The 18,575-nt window shown below is 60.7% G+C and carries 18 protein-coding genes; 4 read left to right on the forward strand and 14 right to left on the reverse strand.

The genetic code is table 11. The features are described 5' to 3' along the window. Nucleotides 1-129 precede the first annotated feature (129 nt). The 11 genes from pgi to dksA form a co-directional block, all read right to left on the reverse strand. A complete protein-coding gene (gene pgi / locus ACCD02_RS17130) occupies nt 130-1,794 on the reverse strand; it encodes a glucose-6-phosphate isomerase (protein ID WP_413304082.1) in 1,665 nt (554 codons plus the stop codon). Nucleotides 1,795-1,961: 167 nt separating this feature from the next. Further along, nucleotides 1,962-2,342 (reverse strand): aspartate 1-decarboxylase, encoded by a 381-nt coding sequence (gene panD / locus ACCD02_RS17135; RefSeq protein WP_259106727.1) that lies wholly within the window; start codon nt 2,340-2,342, stop codon nt 1,962-1,964. A gap of 8 nt (nt 2,343-2,350) precedes the next feature. Next, nucleotides 2,351-3,202, reverse strand: coding sequence for a pantoate--beta-alanine ligase (gene panC / locus ACCD02_RS17140; RefSeq protein ID WP_413304086.1), 852 nt, complete (start codon nt 3,200-3,202; stop codon nt 2,351-2,353). After that, nucleotides 3,199-3,999, reverse strand: a complete 801-nt coding sequence (panB, locus tag ACCD02_RS17145) for a 3-methyl-2-oxobutanoate hydroxymethyltransferase (protein ID WP_413304089.1) — start codon at nt 3,997-3,999, stop codon at nt 3,199-3,201. The genes panC and panB overlap by 4 nt, the downstream gene beginning before the upstream one ends. A 234-nt stretch (nt 4,000-4,233) precedes the next feature. Beyond that, a complete protein-coding gene (folK, locus tag ACCD02_RS17150) occupies nt 4,234-4,719 on the reverse strand; it encodes a 2-amino-4-hydroxy-6-hydroxymethyldihydropteridine diphosphokinase (RefSeq protein ID WP_413304092.1) in 486 nt (161 codons plus the stop codon). Nucleotides 4,720-4,724: 5 nt separating this feature from the next. After that, entirely contained in the window at nt 4,725-6,128 is a 1,404-nt protein-coding gene (locus ACCD02_RS17155; protein WP_413304095.1) for a polynucleotide adenylyltransferase PcnB, read from the reverse strand. A gap of 709 nt (nt 6,129-6,837) precedes the next feature. Next, nucleotides 6,838-8,271 (reverse strand): sigma-54-dependent transcriptional regulator, encoded by a 1,434-nt coding sequence (locus ACCD02_RS17160; protein WP_413304098.1) that lies wholly within the window; start codon nt 8,269-8,271, stop codon nt 6,838-6,840. A gap of 22 nt (nt 8,272-8,293) precedes the next feature. Further along, a complete protein-coding gene (locus ACCD02_RS17165; RefSeq protein WP_413304101.1) occupies nt 8,294-11,248 on the reverse strand; it encodes a sensor histidine kinase in 2,955 nt (984 codons plus the stop codon). After that, nucleotides 11,232-11,408 (reverse strand): hypothetical protein, encoded by a 177-nt coding sequence (locus ACCD02_RS17170; RefSeq protein ID WP_259106756.1) that lies wholly within the window; start codon nt 11,406-11,408, stop codon nt 11,232-11,234. Before ACCD02_RS17170 ends, ACCD02_RS17165 begins: the two co-directional genes overlap by 17 nt. Before the next feature lie 139 nt (nt 11,409-11,547). After that, a complete protein-coding gene (gene gluQRS, locus ACCD02_RS17175) occupies nt 11,548-12,435 on the reverse strand; it encodes a tRNA glutamyl-Q(34) synthetase GluQRS (protein ID WP_413304104.1) in 888 nt (295 codons plus the stop codon). A gap of 86 nt (nt 12,436-12,521) precedes the next feature. Next, nucleotides 12,522-12,959, reverse strand: a complete 438-nt coding sequence (gene dksA, locus ACCD02_RS17180) for an RNA polymerase-binding protein DksA (protein WP_413304107.1) — start codon at nt 12,957-12,959, stop codon at nt 12,522-12,524. 349 nt (nt 12,960-13,308) lie between these two features. On the opposite strand from dksA, the gene ACCD02_RS17185 reads away from it, so the two are divergent. Further along, entirely contained in the window at nt 13,309-14,481 is a 1,173-nt protein-coding gene (locus ACCD02_RS17185) for a pyridoxal phosphate-dependent aminotransferase (RefSeq protein ID WP_413304110.1), read from the forward strand. Then, on the forward strand, nt 14,481-15,254 hold the full coding sequence (sfsA, locus tag ACCD02_RS17190; protein ID WP_413304113.1) for a DNA/RNA nuclease SfsA: 774 nt from the start codon (nt 14,481-14,483) through the stop codon (nt 15,252-15,254). Before ACCD02_RS17185 ends, sfsA begins: the two co-directional genes overlap by 1 nt. Here the strand turns inward: sfsA and ACCD02_RS17195 are convergent. Then, nucleotides 15,189-15,518, reverse strand: a complete 330-nt coding sequence (locus ACCD02_RS17195; protein ID WP_413304166.1) for a Rieske (2Fe-2S) protein — start codon at nt 15,516-15,518, stop codon at nt 15,189-15,191. The two genes, sfsA and ACCD02_RS17195, sit on opposite strands and share 66 nt — an antisense overlap. Before the next feature lie 215 nt (nt 15,519-15,733). Between ACCD02_RS17195 and ACCD02_RS17200 the strand changes: the two genes are divergently transcribed. Beyond that, nucleotides 15,734-16,459 carry a ChaN family lipoprotein gene (locus tag ACCD02_RS17200; RefSeq protein ID WP_413304115.1) on the forward strand — a complete coding sequence of 242 codons (726 nt, stop codon included), beginning with the start codon at nt 15,734-15,736 and terminating at the stop codon, nt 16,457-16,459. A gap of 270 nt (nt 16,460-16,729) precedes the next feature. Next, a complete protein-coding gene (gene deoC, locus ACCD02_RS17205; RefSeq protein WP_413304117.1) occupies nt 16,730-17,506 on the forward strand; it encodes a deoxyribose-phosphate aldolase in 777 nt (258 codons plus the stop codon). Nucleotides 17,507-17,694: 188 nt separating this feature from the next. Here the strand turns inward: deoC and ACCD02_RS17210 are convergent, their stop codons facing one another. Together ACCD02_RS17210 and ACCD02_RS17215 are read right to left on the reverse strand one after the other, a co-directional pair. Then, nucleotides 17,695-17,961 carry a TfoX/Sxy family protein gene (locus ACCD02_RS17210; RefSeq protein WP_413304119.1) on the reverse strand — a complete coding sequence of 89 codons (267 nt, stop codon included), beginning with the start codon at nt 17,959-17,961 and terminating at the stop codon, nt 17,695-17,697. A 202-nt stretch (nt 17,962-18,163) separates the two neighbouring features. Next, nucleotides 18,164-18,508 carry a pentapeptide repeat-containing protein gene (locus ACCD02_RS17215; protein WP_413304121.1) on the reverse strand — a complete coding sequence of 115 codons (345 nt, stop codon included), beginning with the start codon at nt 18,506-18,508 and terminating at the stop codon, nt 18,164-18,166. Between the last annotated feature and the right edge of the window lie 67 nt (nt 18,509-18,575).

Below are 18,575 nucleotides of genomic sequence, written 5' to 3' on the forward strand. Positions count from 1 at the left end.
GATTCTCGGTTTTGTTACAGCAGACACCGCCTGACCATGCCCCGCTTGTGGTGACGATACAAGTGTACGGGCAAGAAAAACCCGCCGTCTCTTGCGAGTACGGCGGGTTTGTCTGACGCAAAGGCGGGATCAGCCGCGATGACGACCGCGGAAGTAGTTGATCAGGCCCTGTGTGGAAGCATCATCGGCAGGCTCTTCGATGCCGCCGGTCAGGCGTTGATAGACGCCCTTGCCCAGTTCCTTGCCCAACTCCACGCCCCACTGGTCGAAGGCGTTGATGCCCCAGACCACACTCTGGACGAAGACCTTGTGTTCGTACATCGCCACCAGGGCGCCGAGGCGACGCGGGCTGATGCGTTCGACCACCAGGGTGTTGCTCGGGCGGTTGCCCGGAATGACCTTGTGCACGGCAAGCTTCTGCACCTGATCTTCCGGCATGCCCTTGTCGCGCAGCTCGGCTTCGGCCTCGGCGCGGGTCTTGCCGAGCATCAGTGCCTGGCTTTGTGACAGGCAGTTGGCGTACAGCCACTGGTGATGATCGGAGACCGGGTTGAAGCTGACAATCGGCACGATGAAGTCGGCCGGAATCAGTTGGGTGCCCTGATGCAGGAGCTGGTGGTAGGCATGCTGGCCGTTGCAACCCACGCCGCCCCAGATGACCGGGCCGGTATCGGTGGACACCGGTGTACCATCCTGGCGCACGCTCTTGCCGTTGGATTCCATGTCCAGTTGCTGCAAGTGCTTGGTGATGTTGCGCAGGTAGTGGTCGTACGGCAGGATCGCGTGGCTCTGCGCGCCCCAGAAGTTGCCGTACCAGACGCCCAGCAGGCCCAGCAGCACCGGCATGTTCTGTTCGAACGGCGCGCTCTGGAAATGCTGGTCCATGGTGTAGGCACCGGACAGCAGTTCCTTGAAGTTGGACATGCCGATGGCCAGGGCAATCGGCAGACCAATGGCCGACCACAGCGAGTAACGACCGCCAACCCAGTCCCACATCGGGAAGATGTTCTCTTCGCGGATGCCGAACGCCACCGCAGCAGCGTTGTTGCTCGATACGGCGATGAAGTGCTTGTACAGCTCCGCCTCGGAACCGCCCTGCGCCAGGTACCAGGCACGAGCTGCCGTGGCGTTCTTGAGGGTTTCCAGAGTGCTGAAGGTTTTCGACGAAACGATGAACAGCGTCGTCTCGGCACGCAGCTTCATGGTCAGCTCGTGGAACTCACTGCCGTCGATATTGGCGAGGTAGTGGCAGCGCACGCCTTTCTGGGCGTAGGACAACAGCGCTTCGGAGACCAGCTCAGGGCCGAGGAACGAGCCGCCGATGCCGATATTGACCACGTCGGTAATCGGTTTCTCGCTGTAGCCGCGCCACAGGCCATCGTGGATGCGCCCGACCAGATCGGTCATCTGGTTAAGGACCTTGTGCACTTCCGGCATCACATCGACGCCTTTGACCAGCAGCTTGTCGCCTACCGGGCGGCGCAGTGCGGTGTGCAAGGCCGGACGGCCTTCGGAAGCATTGACCAGTTCGCCGTCGTACTGCGCCTTGATGGCGTCCTTGAGGCCCACTTCATTGGCCAGGTTCACCAACAGTGAACGGGTTTCGGCGTTGATCAGGTTTTTCGAGTAATCGAGGAACAGCCCGCAGCTACTGAGGGTGAATTGACTGAAACGCTGCGGGTCTGCGTTGAAGGCCTCGCGCATGCTGAAGTTCTGCATGCTTTCGCGGTGTTGGAGCAACGCCTGCCAGGCTGGCAGAGCGGTAACGTCGGAAGGAGTGCGGTAGTACGCCATCGCTGCGGGTTTCCTTGTACGGGGAACTGCCTTGGACATTGAAGCGAGTCGGGCCAATCAGGCACACGCAGCAGCCTAAACCCTGCGTGTCGTCCTGTCTGCGCCTCGCTTTACCTGGGCTCGGTACTTTTTCACACAATGTGGTGATCCGGCCTGTGAACCTGTCGTTACGCAAACTGTACCGGTATGGCATTGCTGGTATGGCTAAGTTCATTTCCCGGCGACATGTACAGCATGCGCGGCTTGAAATCGACCAGCTCTGCGTCGGAGTACTGAGCATAGGCACAGATGATCACCCGATCACCGACTTTTGCCTTATGCGCAGCAGCGCCGTTGACCGATATCATGCGCGAACCGGCTTCACCACGAATAGCGTAGGTGGTAAAGCGCTCGCCGTTGTCGACGTTGTAGATCTGGATCTGTTCGTACTCGCGTATGCCTGACAGGTCCAGCCAGTCGCCGTCGATGGCGCAAGAGCCTTCGTAGTCGAGCACCGCGTGGGTCACTTCTGCACGGTGCAGCTTGGCTTTGAGCATGATGGTGTGCATGGATCGTGTTAGTCCTTGGTCAGGTGCAGGTTGTCGATCAGACGCGTGGTGCCGAGGAAGGCGGCGGCGAGTATCACCAGATCAGTGTCTTCGGCCGTGGCGGGGCGCAATTGCGCGGCCTCGCGGACTTCCAGGTAGTCCGGACGCAAGCCCCGGGCCTGGAGGTCGCGCTTGCCGGTCTCTAGCAGTCGGGCGAAATCGCGGTCGCCGCCGCGAATGGCCGCACCAATGCGAGTAATGACCTGATACAGGGTTGGCGCGACGGCGCGCTGCTCTGGCGTCAGGTAGCCATTGCGCGACGACAGGGCCAGGCCGTCGGTATCACGCACCGTCGGCTCACCAATGATCTGGATCGGCATGTTCAGGTCCCGCACCAGGGCGCGGATGACCGTCAGTTGCTGGAAATCTTTTTCGCCGAACACCGCCAGGTCAGGCTGGACCATGTTGAACAGCTTGCTGACCACCGTGGCCACGCCATCGAAATGGCCGGGACGGCTGGCGCCGCAAAGGCCTTCGGAGAGTACTGGCACGCTGACGATGGTCTGGTCGTTCATGCCGTGGGGGTACATTTCTTCCACGGTAGGGGTGAACAGCAGGTGGCAACCGGCCTGAAGGAGTTTTTCCTGGTCGGCGGCGAGGGTGCGCGGGTAGGTCGCCAGGTCTTCGTTGGGGCCGAATTGCAGCGGGTTGACGAAAATCGTCGCCACCACGAAGTCGGCGCGCTGGGCGGCCTTGGTGATCAGTGCGGCATGTCCGCTGTGCAGGTTGCCCATGGTCGGTGCCAGACCGATGCGCTTGCCTTCGCTGCGTGCGCGGGCGACGGCGGCGCGCAGCTCGCGGACCGTTTTGACTGTGTTCATGCCGAGAATCCGTGTTCAGGGGCCGGGAAGCTGGCGTCTTTGACAGCCGCGACATAAGCCTGGAGGGCCGACTGGATATCCGTCTGGCCAATCATGAAGTTTCTGACGAACTTGGGTACGCGGCCGCTGATCGACAGACCGAGCATGTCATGCAGCACCAATACCTGGCCGTCGGTGGCGCTGCCGGCGCCGATGCCGATCACCGGGATTTTCACCGCGTGGGTGATTTCCTCGGCGAGTTCGCTTGGCACGCACTCCAGCAGGATCATGGCCGCGCCAGCCTGCTCGATGGTGATGGCATCGGCACGCATTTGCCGCGCCTGGGATTCGGCACGTCCCTGGACTTTGTAGCCGCCGAGGACATTCACCGACTGCGGGGTCAGGCCCATGTGGGCGCAGACCGGGATGCCGCGCTCGGCGAGCAGGCGGATCGATTCCGTCAGCCAGGCCGCGCCTTCGACTTTGACCATGTGCGCACCGGCCTGCATCAGGGCGGCGCTGTTGGCGAAGGTCTGTTCGAGGGTGGCGTAAGCCATGAACGGCAGGTCGGCGAGGATCATGGCGCCCTGGTTGCCGCGTTTGACACTGGCAACGTGGTAGGCCATCTCGGCGGTGGTGACGGGCAGGGTGCTGTCATGGCCTTGCAGCACCATGCCCAGCGAATCGCCGACCAACAACACCTCGACCCCGGCCTGGCTGGCGGCGTGGGCGAATGTTGCGTCGTAGCAGGTCAGCATGGTGATTTTTTCACCTTTTTGCTTGAGGGCCTGCAACGACGTAACGGTTATCTCTGGCATGGAAAAGTCCTCGGTCAGGCGCTGTGAACTGTAGATTCATTCTGTCTGAGGCAGGCACGCCGTCGTTGTGCGGTGTTAATTACAGCCTGCTTTGCGCCCATTTACTCGTCATAAGCAACGGGACGCCTATCTTCGTGAGGAGGGGGCATGAAGTCAATTGCAGGTGTTACCAGATATTCGGGTGTGTTACGGCTGATGTGTTACGGCTGACGTGTGATGGGTGACACCCGGCAATCAGGCGCTGGCAGGCAGACGCTCGAGGCCTTCGAATGGACAGGCCGCGAGCAACTGCTCCAGCGCACGGCCGTCGGCCAGTTGCAGGTCGGGGGCGAGTTCGGCAAGGGGGTAGAGCACGAAGGCGCGGGCCTGCATATGATAGTGCGGCACTTTCAGGCGCGGCTCATCGATCAGGCGATTGCCGAATACCAGGATATCCAGGTCCAGGGTGCGCGGGCCCCAGCGTTCATGGCGTTCACGACCCTGATCCAGTTCGATGCCTTGCAGGGCATCGAGCAGCGTCAAGGGCGCCAGTGTCGTGTCCAGTGCCGCCACGGCATTGGTGTAGCGAGGCTGGCCGGGCAGCAGCGAGTCACTGATATAGAAAGACGAGACCGCCGCCAACTGCGTGTCGGGCAATTGCGCCATGGCCTTGATGGCATTGCGCAATTGCTCGGCGGGATCGGTCAGGTTGCTGCCCAGGCCTATATAGACGCGTTCCATCAAGGTCACTCGCCTGCGACGTTCGACGCTTCACTGCTGCCCTTGCGCTTGCCCGGGCTGCGTCGACGCTTGCGTGGTGCCGGGCCGGTGCCTTCGGGCTTGTTGCTCAGATCGCGGATCATGTTGCGGCGTTCGCTGTCGTTGGCATCCTGATACGCGGTCCACCAGTCGCCCAGGCCGTCGGTCTGTTCGCCGGCGGCTTCGCGCAGCAACAGAAAGTCGTAACCGGCGCGGAAGCGGGAGTTGTCCAGCAGTAGGTCGGCACGCTTGCCGGAACGACGTGGCAGGCGTTCCTGCATGTCCCAGATTTCCCGGATCGGCAGGGTGAAGCGCTTCGGAATCGCGATGCGCTGGCACTGCTCGATGATCAGGTCGTGGGCGGCTTCCTGCATGGCCGCGATTGGCGGCATGCCGCGTTCCTGCAGACGCAGGACCTTGGCGGGCAGGGCAGGCCACAACAGGGCGGCAAACAGGAATGCCGGAGTTACCGGTTTGTTTTGCTTGATGCGCAGATCGGTGTTGATCAAGGCCTGGCTGATCAGCGTGTGGGTGTAGGTCGGGTTGTATTCCAGGGCCTTGGAGCTGGCCGGGAACAGCGGTTCGAACAACTCGAGGTCGACCAGCATCTCGAACACAGGCTCGGCGTAACCGGAGAGGAAGAGCTTGAGCACTTCTTCGAACAGACGCGCCGCCGGGATATCCCGCAGCATCGGTGCCAGCGGGCGGATCGGCGTGGTGCTGTGTTTCTCGATACCGAAATCCAGCTTGGCAGCGAAGCGCACGGCACGCAGCATGCGCACCGGGTCTTCCTTGTAGCGTTGCTGCGGATCGCCGATCAGACGGATCAGGCGATTGCGAATGTCGTGCACGCCATTGGCGTAATCGAGCACGCGCTCGGTGACCGGGTCGTAATACAGGGCATTGATGGTGAAGTCGCGGCGTTGCGCGTCTTCTTCCAGGGTGCCGTAGACGTTATCGCGCAGGATGCGTCCGCTTTCATTGCGCGAGGACTGGTTGCTGTCCTCTTCTTCGTCATCCTGGGGATGATTGGCGCGAAAGGTCGCCACTTCGATGATCTCGCGACCGAAGTGGATATGGACCAGTTTGAAGCGGCGACCGATGATCCGCGCGTTGCGGAATTCAGCGCGAACCTGTTCCGGCGTGGCGCTGGTGGCGACGTCGAAGTCCTTGGGTTCAATGTTCAGCATCAGGTCGCGGACACAGCCACCGACCAGATAAGCCTGGTAGCCGGCGGTTTGCAGGCGCTCGACGATATTGACCGCGTAACGGCTGAATTGGCCTCGTTGCAGCGAATGCTGGCTGCTGTTGAGCACTTCAGGCGTGGTACGGAAGTGTTGCTGCGGTGGCCGCAGAGGGGAACGCAATGACTGGAACAGCTTCTTCAGCATGGGATGCACTGTTTGAAGGAATATTCGGCCAAAAATGGAGAATGGCCGCACGATGGGCGGGGATTCTAGCATTTAGTCGAAGGATGGTGTAGGACGCGACGTGAAGTGGCAGGAATGCATCAGGAGGGAGAAGCTACTGGGGGAGCCGAAGCTCCCCCAAAGTGTGTGCTCTTATTTTTATTGTGGTTGTGGGCTTTTTGTTTTTGTTGAGTGCCCATTCACGAGGCTTTCGCCTGTGAAACCTCCCAATCGGGAGTCAAGAGCAAACGGATTGCTTTGGTCGCTGTGTTGCAATGATCAATCGATCCAACCAGTTCAGGCGCTACCTTGGGGTAGTTTTTTATTGTTCTCAGCCTGGTCGTGGGGCAAGCCCCAAATACAACGCCTCTCCAAAAGAATCAGTTAGCTGCGCCTCCGCCGTGTTGTTCTTGTTATGCGTGAGTCGATTCGTCTTGTTTTTATTATGGGTTTTGCATTTTGCTTTTTGTTGTTCTTGTACAAGAGATATAGCAGGAGCCGTGCCAACTTTTGCAAATCCCCTTAAACCGGGGCTTTCAGCGATATGGCTATTTTTGCGGGGATAAAAAAGCCGGGGTTTCGTTACCGTAAACCCCGGCTTTTGTTACGCGAATCGAGTGCGGTAACAGTTTTTTCACAAAGGCTGGAGCCCGCACGCTAGAGCCTTTTTATTGCTGAAACGTATCAGTCATCACGTCTCGCTGGCCACGCCCTTGCGCCGTGGAATGCCCAGGCGCTGGCGGCGTTCCCACAGGCACTTGCGGCTGACCCCGAGTTTGCGTGCCAGCTCGGTTTCGGTCATGTGATCCTGGTGCTCGAGGACGAAGTGCTGGAAGTAATCTTCCAGGGACAGGTCTTCGGTCGGCTCGTGGCTGCTAGGGTTGGCCGGATTCTGCTGGGGCGCCAGGCCGATGAACTCGTCATCTTCCAGATCGCTCAGCTCGATATCTATACCCAACAGGTCGGCAGAGATTTCCGGGCTTTCACACAGGATAACCGCACGCTCGACGGCGTTTTCCAGTTCCCGAACGTTACCGGGCCAGGTGTAGTGACGAATGGCCTGTTCGGCGTCGGCGGCGAAGCGCAGATCGCTACGGCCAGCCTTGGCGCTTTGCCGGGCCAGGAACGCCCGGGCGATTTCATTGACGTCGGCGCCCCGTTCACGCAGCGGGGGCAGCTTCAGGGCGATGACGTGCAGGCGGTAATAAAGGTCTTCGCGGAACTGGCCGATCTTGGCCAGGCCCTTGAGGTCACGGTGGGTCGCGGCGATCAGGCGCACATCGACTTTCTGTGACTGCACCGAGCCGACCCGGCGAATCTCGCCTTCCTGCAATACACGCAGCAGGCGGGCCTGGGCTTCCAGGGGCAATTCACCGATTTCGTCGAGGAACAGGGTGCCGCCGTCCGCCGCCTCCACCAGACCGGCACGCCCGGCGCTGGCACCGGTAAACGCGCCTTTCTCGTGGCCGAACAGCTCGGACTCGATCAGGCTTTCCGGAATCGCTGCGCAGTTCACCGAAATCATCGGTGCCTTGGCCCGGCGCGAGAGGTTGTGCAGAGCGCGGGCGACCAGTTCCTTGCCGGTTCCGGACTCACCCTGGACCAGCACATTGGAGTCGCTCGGCGCGACCTTGCGAATCTTGCTGTAGAGGTCCTGCATGGGCGGGCAGGAACCAATGATGCCGATCTCGCCGTTGCTGTTATCCACCACGCCGCCCTTGTCACCGGCGGCCGGTTTGGCGGCGGCGCGTTCGGCCTGCATGCCTTGCAGGGTCTGGCGGTCGCGCAGGATTCGGGCGACGGCCTGGAGCATTTCGTCGTGGTCGAAGGGCTTGGCGATGTAATCCACCGCGCCCATTTTCATCGAGTCGACGGCAGAACGCAGGCTGGCATAGCTGGTCATGATCAGCACCGGCTTGCCCTGACCGAGCTTGATCAGCTCTGTGCCGGGAGCGCCAGGCAGGCGCAGGTCACTGACAATCAGGTCAAACGAGGGGATGCTGAACCGTTCCTGGGCTTCCTGCACCGAACCGGCTTCGCTGACCTCGTACTGGTTGCGCTCCAGCAGCCGACGCAGGGCTGAACGGATAATGGTTTCGTCTTCGACGATCAAAATATGCGGCATTGATTCGGTTCTCTCGACGGTCTCAGTTCACGGCGGACGTCGCTTCGACATGGCGCGGCAAGGTCACCCGAATACGGGTCCCGCGCTGGTGCTCGGCGTCTGCCGGGCTGTCGATGGTGATTTGTCCATAATGCTCTTCAACGATGGAATAGACCAGTGCGAGGCCCAGTCCGGTTCCTTCCCCAGGCTCCTTGGTGGTGAAGAACGGTTCGAACAATCGATCCATGATTGCCTTGGGTATGCCACTGCCTTCGTCTTCGACTATGAGGTCGACGGTGTGTTCGCAGGCTTCACTCTTGACCCGCACCGCACTGCCCGCAGGTGACGCGTCACGGGCGTTGGAAAGCAGGTTGATCAACACCTGTGCCAAGCGTTGCGGGTCACCATCGACCCAATGCTCGGGATTGCACAGATTGTAGAATTGCACTTCGAAGTTGCGCCGGTTCAGCGCCAGCAGACCAATGGCATCCTGGGCCACTTCGGCCAGACAGACGGCTTCGTCACTGTGCTGATGACTGCCGGCGTGGGCGAAGCTCATCAGCGACTGGACGATGCGCGAGACCCGTTTGGTCTGTTCGAGAATCTGGCTGCTGATCTCGGTCAACTCGCCGTCTTCCTCGCGTTCTTCGCGCAGGTTCTGCGCCAGACAGGCGATGCCGGTGATCGGGTTGCCGATCTCGTGGGCCACGCCCGCCGCCAGGCGACCGATACTGGCCAGACGCTCGGAATGCACCAGCTTGTCTTCGAGCATCTGCGTGTCGGTCAGGTCTTCTACCAGTAGCACCAGGCCGCTGTTACCCGGCGCCAGGGGCTCGTCGATGGCCGCCTTGTGCAGGTTCAGCCAACGGGTCTGGCCGTCATGGGTCAGGCGATGCTTGTGCAGGTGTTCGTCGGGAATATTGATAAAGCCCAGCAGCAGTTCCTTCCACGGCTCGCCAATGGTCGGCAGGCGCGAACCGACCACCCGCTGGGCGGGCACGCCGGTAAGTTCTTCCATGGCCTTGTTCCACATCAGGATCTCCTGATCCTTGGCCAGGGAGCAGACGCCCATGGGCAGTTCCTGCAAGGTCTGGCGGTGGTAGCGGCGCAGGGCGTCGAGTTCGGCGGCCAGCCCGGTCAGGCGCGAGTGGTAGTCCTCGAGGCGGCTTTCGATGAAGTGAATGTCTTCGGTCACGTAGTTCTCGCCGCCGGACTTGTACGGCAGAAAGGTTTCCACCATGTCCTGGGCCACGCTCGGCCCCATCAGGCCTGACAGGTTGGCTTCGATCCGGTCGCGCAGGCGCCGCAGGGCATAGGGGCGACGCTCGTCAAAGGGCAGATACAGGTCGCGCAGAGCCTGTTCGACTTCCTTCTGTGCGGCCTTGGCACCCAACGGTTTGGCCAGTTGTGTAGCGAACTCCTGGGGCGACGCGGCATGCAGCTCACGGCGCTGCGGACGACGCACGTTATCCACGGCACAGGCTTCGGCGGCGCTGGCTTCTTCCGGGCTGGCATTGCTGAACAGCGAAATCAGGGTGAAGAACAGCACGTTGGCGGCCAGGGAGGCGATGGCTGCCATGTGCCAGCTGGTGTCGTCGAGCACGTAGATCATGTTCAGCAGGGGAATGTAGAACCCCTGGAAGTGGCCAATCAGTGGCAGGAGCATGCTGATGACCCAGACCGTCATGCCCGCCAGCAGCCCGGCGATGAAGCCGCGCCGATTGGCGGTGGGCCAGTACAGCACCGACAACACGCCGGGGAGGAATTGCAGCGTGGCGACGAAGGCGACGATACCCAGGTTGGCCAGGTCCTGCTGCGCGCCGAGCAGCAGATAGAAACCATAGCCGGCCATGATGATGGCGACGATCAGGCCGCGTCGCGTCCATTTCAGCCAGCGGTAGATATTGCCCTCGGCGGGTGGCTGGTACAGCGGCAGCACCAGGTGGTTGAGGGCCATGCCCGACAACGCCAGGGTGGTGACGATGATCAGGCCGCTGGCCGCCGACAATCCGCCGACGTAGGCCAGCAGGGCCAACGCCTGATTGTTGGTGGCCATGCCGATGCCGAGGATGAAGTATTCGGGGCTGGTGCTGGCGCCCAGTTTCAGCCCGGCCCAGAGAATCAGCGGCACCGCCAGGCTGATCAGCAACAGGAACAGTGGCAGGCCCCAACTGGCACTGACCAAAGAACGCGGGCTGAGATTTTCGGTAAAGGTCATGTGATACATGTGCGGCATGACGATGGCCGAAGCGAAGAACACCAGCAGCAAGGTGCGCCACGGCCCTTCCTGTAAAGGCGTATGCAGCGCCGCCAGGGCGCTCTGGTTCTGCAGCAACCAGACCTCGAGCTGCTGCGGGCCGTCGAATACGCCGTACAGCGCATACAGGCCGACGCCGCCGATGGCGGCGAGCTTGATCACCGATTCGAAGGCAATGGCGAAGACCAGGCCTTCGTGTTTCTCCCGGGTAGCGATGTGCCGGGAGCCGAAGAAAATGGTGAACAGGGTAATCAGCGCGCAGAACGCCACTGCGACATGGTGCTGCACCGGCTCCTGAGTGAGGATGCCGATGGAGTCGGCCACTGCCTGGATCTGCAGGGCCAGTAACGGCAACACGCCGATCAGCATGAAAATAGTAGTCAGGGCACCGGCCCAGGTGCTGCGAAAGCGAAAGGCGAACAGATCGGCCAGGGACGACAGCTGGTAGGTACGGGTGATACGCAGGATCGGATACAGCAGAACGGGAGCCAGCAGAAACGCCCCGGAAACCCCCAGGTAACTGGACAGGAAACCGTAGCCGTACTCGTAGGCCAGGCCCACCGTGCCGTAGAACGCCCAGGCGCTGGCGTAGACGCCCAGAGACAGGGTGTAGGTCAATGGATGGCGGATGATCCAGCGCGGGATGACGCCGCGCTCGCTGATCCACGCCACTGCGAACAGCGCCAGCAGGTAGGCCGCGCTGACCAGGATCATCTGGGTCAGGCTAAAGCTCATCGGCATCTCGCTGGCTTTGCAGGATGAAGGTCACGGCAATGAGGATCAGCCATAACAGGTAGGGCCGGTACCAGGCCCCTGTGGCGTCGATCCACCAGTCCATGATCGCTGGTGAAAACAGGTAGATGCCTACAACCAGAAGCAGGACCAAGCGGTAGATATACATCGGACCTCCTTAATGTCTGGTGGGTAACACGGTGCGGCATGGTAAACGATGGCGAACAAGCTGCAAGCGGCGTTTCTGCCGTGCTTTGGCCGAAGGCTCAAGTGCCCTGTCGCGTGAATTTGCGAGACAGGACACTTGATTAGTCTATACAGGCTTCATCAACCGTGCGCAGGGAAGGAATCAGCCCGGCATTCCAGCGCGGTATCGCCCATCTGAGGACGTCGGCCGGGGTTGCGTCATTCAGTTCTACTGCCGTTGGCTGACCCAATGCGCGCAATGCCCGCAGCAACAAAGGCGTGGCCTGATCCGAGGGCAGCGGCGCCGAGCGGTAGGACTTGCCCAGTTTATTGCCATCGGGCTGGGTGATCAGCGGTATATGCAGATAGCGTGGGTGCGGCAGGCCGAGCAGCTCCTGCAAATACAGCTGCCGAGGCGTGGAGTCGAGCAGATCGGCGCCGCGGACGATATCGGTAATGCCCTGCCAGGCATCGTCCAGTACCACGGCCAGTTGATAAGCATAAAAGCCATCACGGCGGCGAATGACGAAATCGCCGACATCCCGGCCCAGATGCTGCTGAAATTCGCCCTGCACACGGTCCTGAAAGCGATAGGTCAATTCCGGCACGCGAATGCGAATCGCGGCGTTCTCGGGCTCGTGACCGGCATTGCGACACAGTCCCGGATAGATCCCCTGATACTCCTCCAATTGCTTGCGCGAACAGATGCAGGCATAGGCCAGGCCATGGCTGAACCAGCGATTCAGCACTTCGGCGTAGGCCTCATGCCGGTCGCTCTGTCGTACGCATTCGCCATCCCACTCGAATCCATAGCCCTCCAGGGTCTCGAGGATAGCCTTTTGCGCGCCGGGGACTTCACGGGGCGGGTCGAGGTCTTCCATGCGCATCAGCCATTTCCCACCAACAGCACGGGCGTCCAGGTAGGAGGCGAGGGCGGCAACCAGTGAGCCGAAGTGCAGAAAGCCGCTGGGCGTCGGGGCAAAACGCCCGATATAGGCAGAAGGGGGCATGGGCAGTGAAGATCCTGGGCAGGGAAGAAAAGGCCACAACGCAAAAGAGACGCCGAAGCGTCTCTTTGTTCAAGGCGTCAGGCAGGTTATTTACCGACCTGTTTTTCCTTGATTTCTGCCAGGGTCTTGCAGTCGACGCACAAGTCGGCGGTAGGCCGGGCTTCCAGACGCTTGAGGCCGATCTCGACACCGCAGGACTCGCACCAGCCATACTCTTCGTCTTCGATGAGTTGCAGGGTCTTGTCGATTTTCTTGAGCAGTTTGCGCTCGCGGTCACGTGCACGCAGTTCCAGGGCGAATTCTTCTTCCTGGCTGGCACGGTCGGCCGGATCAGGGAAGTTGGCCGCCTCGTCTTTCATGTGATCTACAGTGCGATCCACTTCATGCATCAAGTCCTGTTTCCACTTGTTCAGGATCTTGGTGAAATGAGCGCGCATGGGCTTGCCCATGTACTCTTCGTCCTTCGCTGGAACGTAGGGTTCGAAACCGCTGATCGCGTTGTCTTTCTGTTTTTCGGTGGGCATGGAATGGACCGCCTCTCACTCTTTAATCCATTTGCGCAGGATAGGTCCTTCACCGACACCCGTCGGCCCTGCGACTGCAAGCGGGCGAACTTACCAGATCAAATCAGAGTGCGCTACTCCCGGTTGTCGAGCCCGGCTTGACGGGGCTCGGTGTTTATGAAGTTCGTCAAAGTTCCGTGTTCATATGAACTCTCCGGGATTTATTTTAGTAGGCGCCCGGATTGCGCTCGGAGTTTTTCTTCCAGGCGTAAGCCCTGGTGAATATTTGCCGTCGCGCCGAACTGAGGCTTGGGTAGAATCAGCGCTCTTAGTTCACCCGTTCCATTCCCCGGTTGCAGAAGGAAAGCCAATGGCTCCCCCGTACAGTGCGCGCAGTCGCGACATCGAACCGTTCCATGTGATGGCGCTGCTGGCGCGGGCCAACGAATTGCAGGCGGCCGGTCATGACGTCATTCACCTGGAGATCGGGGAGCCAGACTTCACCACGGCTGCACCGATCATCGCCGCCGGACAGGCCGCGCTGGCGGCAGGGCAGACGCGCTACACCGCCGCCCGCGGCTTGCCGCAATTGCGCGAGGCTATCAGTGGTTTCTATGCCCGGCGCTATAAGGTCGATATCGATCCGCAACGCATTCTCATCACCCCTGGTGGTTCGGGGGCGCTGTTGCTTGCCAGCAGTTTGCTGGTCGATCCGGGAAAGCACTGGTTGCTGGCTGATCCGGGGTATCCGTGCAACCGGCATTTCCTGCGTCTGGTCGAGGGCGCTGCGCAACTGGTGCCGTCGGGCCCCGAGACGCGCTATCAACTGACTCCTGAACTGGTGGCGCAACACTGGAACGGCGACAGCGTGGGCGCATTGGTCGCGTCCCCTGCCAATCCCACCGGCACACTGCTGCATCGCGATGAGCTGGCCGCGTTGTCTGCGGCCCTGAAACAACGTAATGGCCATTTGGTAGTGGATGAGATTTACCACGGCCTGACCTACGGAATTGATGCGGCCAGTGTGCTGGAAGTTGATGACGATGCGTTTGTGCTCAATAGTTTTTCCAAATATTTCGGAATGACTGGCTGGCGCCTCGGTTGGCTGGTGGCGCCGCCCGAGGCCGTGGCGGATCTGGAGAAGCTGGCGCAAAACCTGTACATCAGCGCACCGACCATGGCCCAGTATGCCGCGCTGGCCTGTTTCGAGCCGCAAACCCTGGAGATTCTCGAAGAACGTCGCGGTGAATTTGCCCGGCGTCGTGACTTCCTCCTGCCAGCCCTGCGCGAACTGGGCTTTGGTATTGCCGTCGAGCCGGAAGGCGCGTTCTACCTGTACGCCGATATCAGCGCCTTCGGCGGCGATGCCTTCGCCTTCTGCCACCACATTCTGGAAACCGAGCACGTGGCGATCACGCCGGGGCTGGACTTCGGGCGCTTCAAGGCCGGGCATCATGTGCGCTTTGCCTATACCCAGAGCCTGCCGCGCCTGCAGGAAGCGGTCGAACGTATTCAACGCGGTTTGCGGAGCTGGCAAGGCTGATGGAATTTTCTCCGGCGCTCGAACAGGGGCGGTTGGTTCAACGCTACAAGCGTTTTCTGGCCGATATCGAAACCGACAACGGTGAACAGTTGACCATTCATTGTCCCAATACCGGGTCGATGTTCAATTGCATGCTGCCCGGCGGCAGGGTCTGGTTCAGCCGCTCCAACGACCCCAGGCGCAAGCTGCCCGGCACCTGGGAAATCAGCGAAACGCCCCAGGGGCGTCTGGCCTGTATCAATACAGCCCGGGCCAATCCGCTGGTCGAGGAAGCTTTGCGTGCCGGGGTCATCACCGAGCTGAACGGCTTTGTCGCCCTCAAACGCGAAGTGCCCTATGGCCTGGAGAAGAGCCGGGTGGACTTTCGCCTGGATTATCCGGAAGGCCCGGCCTATGTCGAGGTCAAGAGCGTTACCCTGGGCTTCGCCGATTCGACGGTGGCTGCCTTTCCCGATGCCGTGACCCAGCGAGGCGCCCGTCATCTGCGAGAGTTGGCCGCCTTGTCCCGGGACGGTGTCCGGGCGGTGTTGTTGTATTGCGTCAACCTGACCGGCGTCGATGCCGTGCGCCCGGCTGAAGAAGTCGACCCCGGCTATGCGGCGGCCTTGCGCGAAGCTGTCGCCGCTGGGGTGCTGGTATTGGCTTATGGGGTGCAGCTGACGCCGGAGTCCATCCGTATAGACCGCCGTCTCGATATCCACCTGCCTTCAGTCGTCCTCGACCAGGCTGACCCAGATGCCGTCGCTGTTCTCGCGGCAGGCAAGGGCCTGTAGCGACTCGCCCTCGCAAGGGCCGGCCACGCACTCACCACTTTCGATCAGGAACAGCGCACCGTGGGTCGCGCAGCGGATCAGGCTGGCGCTGTCATCGAGGAATTGGTCAGCTTGCCAGTCCAGCCTGACCCGTCGATGAGGGCAGCGATTGCGATAGACGAAAACCTCGCCTGCCCGACGCACGGCCAGCAGGGCCTGGCCCTGTCGTTCGAAACCGCGGCTGTGAGCTTCCGGCAGTTGGTCCGAGGTACAGAGAAAGTCCAGAGCGTGTCTCCCGCAGGCTGACGGTTGATGATGTACGTCATGATGACAGGTCGCATTGCCTGGTGCCTGCGGCTATCGACAGACTGGTGATCTTGTCTTGCCAGGGCTTTCCGATAAGTCTGTACGCCGCGTCGGTGCTTGCCAAGCACCCTGTTCGTTGTCGAAACTAGAGGTTTTGCGCGGCGCTCGCCATCTGGACGAGCTTTGGATTTGGCATGATTCGCGACATCAAGAACGGGCAGGATCTGAGTGCCCAAGAGCTGGCCGAGCGTCTTGCTGCTGCTACCCATGTGCTGGTAGGTGCCGGGCATGACGACCCGGATCACCTGGCCTTGCAGTTGTGGTTGTTGCAAAGCCTTGCCGATCGGCGTGCCCAGGGCAGCTTGCTGCTGCCCATGTTGACGCCCGGTCAGAAGGACAGGGTTGCGGCGGTTCAGGCTGACATTGCCCGGGGCGACTTTCCGAAGGATCTCTCGGTGGCCCTGGAATGGCAGGCGCAATGGGACTGGGCGCTGTACGGGCCGCTGATGCGCTATTCCATGGCCGAGCCCCATCCGGTGCTGGCGGTGGGCCTGAGTCCTGACGAGGCGCAGGCGATTGAGCAGCGGCCTCAACGTCTGAGTGGTTCGCACTCGACGAGCGCGGACGTACGTCATCGCCTGCTGGAGCGAATCAGCCTGCTGCACCCGGCACAATCCGCCCCGGCCCTCCTCGCCGTGCATCAACAGCGTGACCGGCGCATGGCACAGGAGCTGCTGGCGGCGCCGCTTCCGGCGTTGCTGTTTGCCGCTGCCGAGCATGTTCGCAAGGATATGGGTGTGCCCCTGCATATGGCCGATCTGGGCGGCAACACAACGCCTGTCGTGCTGATCCTCGCGCGCAGCGATACGCCGGTGGAGCCGGGGGCGGCGGATTATGTCTGGTACACCTCGCCGCCTTGATGGCAGAAATTGTGGCCGCACTGACTCTTGCGTTGTAGCGAGGCTTGCCCGCGAACGGGTCGAGGCGGTGTCTCGGACGACCCACGCCGAAGCGTTCGCGGGCAAGCCCGGCCCAATCCGCTAAATCCCGACCCCGGGTCTTCGCGCTTTTGCAGGACATTTCTGTTTCTTCTGTCGTCCCGCTCCTTGATTGCGTCTTGGGGGCATCTGTCTGAGGCCGCCTCGTTTACTGTCACCGGTCAACGGCTGAGTGGCTTTCGAGAGCGTGACATGAGTAGACAGATGACGGCGGAAGATGAACAGCAGGCGCGGCTGATGCTGGGATTGCTTGAGCTGACGGCCCTGAATGCAGACGAGACCGAAGGGCGTGTTATCGCCCTGTGCGAGCGGGCGATGACGCCATTGGGTAATGTTGCAGCGATCTGTGTGCCGCTGCGTTTCACTTTGCTGGCCAGGGTCACCCTCGACCGCCTGGGCGCAAGGGATGTGCGGGTGGTGTCGGTGGCCAATTTTCCCTACGGCGGTTCCTCCATCGAGTCGGTGGTGTCTCAGGTGCAGGCAGCGCTGCTGGTGGGAGCCGACGAGATTGATATGGTGTATCCCTTTCGCGCGCTGCTTTCCGGGGATAGCCGCACGGGCTTCGAAATGATCATGGCCTGCAAGCAATGCTGCCCTGATCCCAAGAAACTGACGGTGACCCTGGAGACAGGCGACCTGCGAGATCCGCAGCTTATTCGTCAGGCCTGCCAGGGGGCGATCATGGCAGGTGCCGATTTTATCAAGACCAGTACTGGCAAAACCGTGATCAACGCCACGCCACAGGCAGCCCGGATCATGATCGAGGCGATTGCCGAAGTCGGCGGGATGACCGGGATCAAGGCGGCCGGTGGTATTCGGACCTTCGACGAGGCCCTGGTTTATTTGAAAATGACCCAGACCCGTTTCGGCAGTGCCTGGGTGACGCCCGAGCATGTGCGCCTGAGCGCATCGAGCCTGCTGGACGATGTGCTGAGTGCGCTGGGTATGCTGCCAGCGGCCGGTTACTAGTTTTCGATGGCAAAAAAAGACCCGGCAAAAGTGCCGGGTCAAAAACCGTGATTAGCCTGATGAGGAGATAATCTGAGAGTCCGAACCAAGGTCTGTCAAATCATCACTGGCCTCGCGACCAGATGTGCTAATCATAACGATTCTCATTTGTATGTCAACTACGCTTACGCAATTATTTCGGTGGTGCGTCAAACGATCTTGCCGGCCTTCATACAATAGCTATCGAGGCTCCTCTTGCGCTCGGCGGGCAGATCGCTCCAACGAATATCCTTCAACGCTGCATCAATTGCGTAGAGCAATACCTTCGATGCTCGAAACCCGCGTTTTCGCACGGCCCAATAGGCGGCTACTGCGCCCAGGCGACGTAAATCAGCGCAATTATGAATGCCTGCGGCGTGCAACCACTGCGCCGAGGTCTTGCCAACGTTTTTCAGGTTTGTCAGGTCGTCGTTCATCATGCCTCCTTGCGATGCTGAGCTGCTCACTGCGTTACAACTCAATGAGTCTAGCGTTACAGCGCGGCGCCGTTATGGGCGTCCGGACATATGGATGCAGGCCAGACGGCATCAATTGCACAGAGGCGGGGCAGAGGATTCAAGGTTCAACGACCGCGACCCCATATGCCTTGGCATGCGGGGTCGGGAAGGGAGGGGATACCTAGCGGGTGTTGTAACGCAGCCGAGTGCCGAAATTTACCGACATGAGGATCTCGTCAGCGGTCAGTTCCCGTGGAAAGTATGCCCCCGAGATCTGTGCATGGGCGATGCTGGCGCCTTCCATGGGAACGTCGCGCAGATCCAGCCCGCGCAGATCCGCCGAGCGGAAGTAAGCATCGGTGAAATCAATGCCGGAGGTGTCCAGCTCTCGCAGGTCCAGCCCCCGGAAATCCCCCCCGGCCATGTCGATAGTGCCGCTGCGTGGCTTCTCCTGGTTGAAGCCGATCACATCATCTTGGCGCAGCATTACGTAAAGGGGGGAGTCGAGTTGTTTCGGCTGGCTCATGGATCGTCTCCGTTGGAATTATGACGCCAGTATATCGCCACTATTTTCAAGCCGTGAAGCGATAAGT

This window comes from Pseudomonas sp. Pseusp88 (assembly GCF_047303955.1).
Classification (GTDB): Bacteria; Pseudomonadota; Gammaproteobacteria; order Pseudomonadales; family Pseudomonadaceae; genus Aquipseudomonas.

Coding starts and splice junctions, on each gene's coding strand:
- panB (WP_413304089.1), bottom strand. CDS start 3,999: ATGCCAGAGATAACCGTTACGTCGTTGCAGGCCCTCAAGCAAAAAGGT.
- ACCD02_RS17200 (WP_413304115.1), top strand. CDS start 15,734: ATGATTCGCGACATCAAGAACGGGCAGGATCTGAGTGCCCAAGAGCTG.
- gluQRS (WP_413304104.1), bottom strand. CDS start 12,435: ATGCCCCCTTCTGCCTATATCGGGCGTTTTGCCCCGACGCCCAGCGGC.
- ACCD02_RS17165 (WP_413304101.1), bottom strand. CDS start 11,248: ATGCCGATGAGCTTTAGCCTGACCCAGATGATCCTGGTCAGCGCGGCC.
- pgi (WP_413304082.1), bottom strand. CDS start 1,794: ATGGCGTACTACCGCACTCCTTCCGACGTTACCGCTCTGCCAGCCTGG.
- folK (WP_413304092.1), bottom strand. CDS start 4,719: ATGGAACGCGTCTATATAGGCCTGGGCAGCAACCTGACCGATCCCGCC.
- ACCD02_RS17155 (WP_413304095.1), bottom strand. CDS start 6,128: ATGCTGAAGAAGCTGTTCCAGTCATTGCGTTCCCCTCTGCGGCCACCG.
- dksA (WP_413304107.1), bottom strand. CDS start 12,959: ATGCCCACCGAAAAACAGAAAGACAACGCGATCAGCGGTTTCGAACCC.
- sfsA (WP_413304113.1), top strand. CDS start 14,481: ATGGAATTTTCTCCGGCGCTCGAACAGGGGCGGTTGGTTCAACGCTAC.
- ACCD02_RS17210 (WP_413304119.1), bottom strand. CDS start 17,961: ATGAACGACGACCTGACAAACCTGAAAAACGTTGGCAAGACCTCGGCG.
- panC (WP_413304086.1), bottom strand. CDS start 3,202: ATGAACACAGTCAAAACGGTCCGCGAGCTGCGCGCCGCCGTCGCCCGC.
- ACCD02_RS17170 (WP_259106756.1), bottom strand. CDS start 11,408: ATGTATATCTACCGCTTGGTCCTGCTTCTGGTTGTAGGCATCTACCTG.
- deoC (WP_413304117.1), top strand. CDS start 16,730: ATGAGTAGACAGATGACGGCGGAAGATGAACAGCAGGCGCGGCTGATG.
- ACCD02_RS17215 (WP_413304121.1), bottom strand. CDS start 18,508: ATGAGCCAGCCGAAACAACTCGACTCCCCCCTTTACGTAATGCTGCGC.
- ACCD02_RS17185 (WP_413304110.1), top strand. CDS start 13,309: ATGGCTCCCCCGTACAGTGCGCGCAGTCGCGACATCGAACCGTTCCAT.
- panD (WP_259106727.1), bottom strand. CDS start 2,342: ATGCACACCATCATGCTCAAAGCCAAGCTGCACCGTGCAGAAGTGACC.
- ACCD02_RS17160 (WP_413304098.1), bottom strand. CDS start 8,271: ATGCCGCATATTTTGATCGTCGAAGACGAAACCATTATCCGTTCAGCC.